The sequence below is a fragment of the Amycolatopsis decaplanina DSM 44594 genome (assembly GCF_000342005.1).
Taxonomy (GTDB): Bacteria; Actinomycetota; Actinomycetes; order Mycobacteriales; family Pseudonocardiaceae; genus Amycolatopsis; species Amycolatopsis decaplanina.
Map to the genome: position 1 here is coordinate 1 of NZ_AOHO01000006.1, position 1,786 is coordinate 1,786.

Consider the following 1,786-nt stretch of genomic DNA (forward strand, 5'->3'; position numbering starts at 1 on the left):
CCGCGCGGTGACCGTGGCCTGGAGCGCGGTCGCGCCCGGCTCGGTGTCGAGCACGGCGATGGAGTTCGCCGGGTCGACGACGGCGGCCGTGGCCGAGAGGTAGGCCTTGATCGTGTTCGGCGCGGTGAGGTACCCGGAGCGGCCGCGGACGGTCGGCAGGTGCGCGGCCCACGCGGCGATCGCGGCGGCACCGTCCGGCGCGCCCGCCGCGGTCCGGATCGCGGTCACGGCCCCCATCGCCCTCCTTGTTCCAGATAATGCCGTATTATCCGGAACAGGACGTCTCTGGGCTACGCCGTCTTCGTCGCCACGCTGGCCGCCTGCTGCCTTCGCGTCGCGCTGAGCAGGCACTCGACCAACCCGGCGGGACATGGCCCACAAGATGTTCCGGCTTATCTGGGGCGTCAACCTCCTTGGCGGGCTGGCCACCGCGGTCGTCAAGCTTCACCAGGCCGGTCTGCTGTGACCGCGGCCGCCACGTCCCCGTCGTCCGCCGAGACCAGTTCTTGCGCCGGATCAAGGCTCCGATAGCCACCGTGGCGGAGTTAGCCACTGAGCTTCCTGTTCACGACGACGCCCATCGCGCCAGCTCAGGCGGACTGCCGCCGGAAAGGGAACCTGGTCTGCGGCGATGAGTGCCAGCACGATCTCCTGCCTAGGGTGCAGGATCCGCAGTTCGCGCCGCCAATCGTTCTCCCCACGGTCTGTTTTGCCCGGATGGAACATGAACGCCTGACTGAGGTCGACGATGGGGGCCAACTCGCGGTCGAGTAGCTGAACGACGATGTCGGTCGCCTCATGAGGACCGTGGTTGACGATGACGAGCTCGGGGAAGATCTGTTTGTGTGTGCCGTCTGCGGCGGACCCGGTCCGGCTGCTCCACGGTGTCGTCACGTAGCGCTCCAGCCCGTGAGCGGACAACTCCGCCTTCGCCTTCACCTTGTAGAAGCGGATCAGGTGAATGATCGCCTGGGCGAGGCTGACGGTCAGGGCGGCGAGCGCGACCCATGCGGCTCCGGTCATGGCGGGGTCCGATCCTGAGGACGGGCACCGCGCTTCCCGGCGGGACTACTCATCGCTCCACAGCGAGTCGACGGTAGCCCGATCGTCGGCAGCTTTCGCCGCAGCGAGCGCGTGTTCGGCGATGGACAGCGACGTCAACGCTTCAGCAACCGCGCCGAAGTCCTTCTCGTCGTAAAAGTCCTCCGGCAGGACCCTGCGCCTCGAGAAGCCATGGTGTTGCAAGATCGCGGTCACTTTGTCGGCCCGCGGTCCGTTAAAGAACTTGAGCAGCGCCGCGTGGATGTCCCGGGGTGTGACCTCAGAAAATGTCCGTGACATCGGGCGGGGCCATTCGATCTGATCGAAGGCCGTCTCGACCTCCGAGGCCAGGACCTCTGCCACCGCGGTGAGCTCGCGTCGAAGATCCTTGATCCGGGCGGCGCCCAGTTCCCTGGCCACATCGGGCTCCCGCTGTGCAGCATCCTTCGCCGCGTTGTCCACGCGCGAAGGAAGGTCCCGAGCGACGATCGCCAGGGAGTTACGCGCACGCGCCTCGAATTCGGTGCGCAGTCTTGTTTCTTCAGCTTCAGCCTCACGCAGTACGCGAGCCGTTTCCCGCCGGACCAGAATTGTCAGCCTGCTCGCCAGTGGAGGCAACTCCTCCAGCCTGCGCAGGAGGATGCTCGTCTGCTGCTCCATCAGCCCGGCTCGCTCGTGACTGAGCGGGCCGAAGTCGCCGTGGGCCGCTTGGTTCCGCAGGCCCGCGCAGGTTTCGAGTTCCTTC

Annotated in this window: 3 protein-coding genes; all 3 read right to left on the reverse strand. The window is 66.9% G+C overall.

Going from position 1 to position 1,786, the window contains the following annotated elements:
- Window positions 1-237: hypothetical protein (locus tag H074_RS00030; RefSeq protein ID WP_007027956.1), on the reverse strand; the 237-nt coding region annotated here is incomplete at its 3' end.
- A 279-nt stretch (window positions 238-516) separates the two neighbouring features.
- On the reverse strand, window positions 517-1,023 hold the full coding sequence (locus H074_RS00035) for a hypothetical protein (RefSeq protein ID WP_007027957.1): 507 nt from the start codon (window positions 1,021-1,023) through the stop codon (window positions 517-519).
- Between the two features lie 45 nt (window positions 1,024-1,068).
- Window positions 1,069-1,786 (reverse strand): hypothetical protein (locus tag H074_RS00040; RefSeq protein WP_007027958.1); only part of this gene is annotated, 718 nt, incomplete at its 5' end.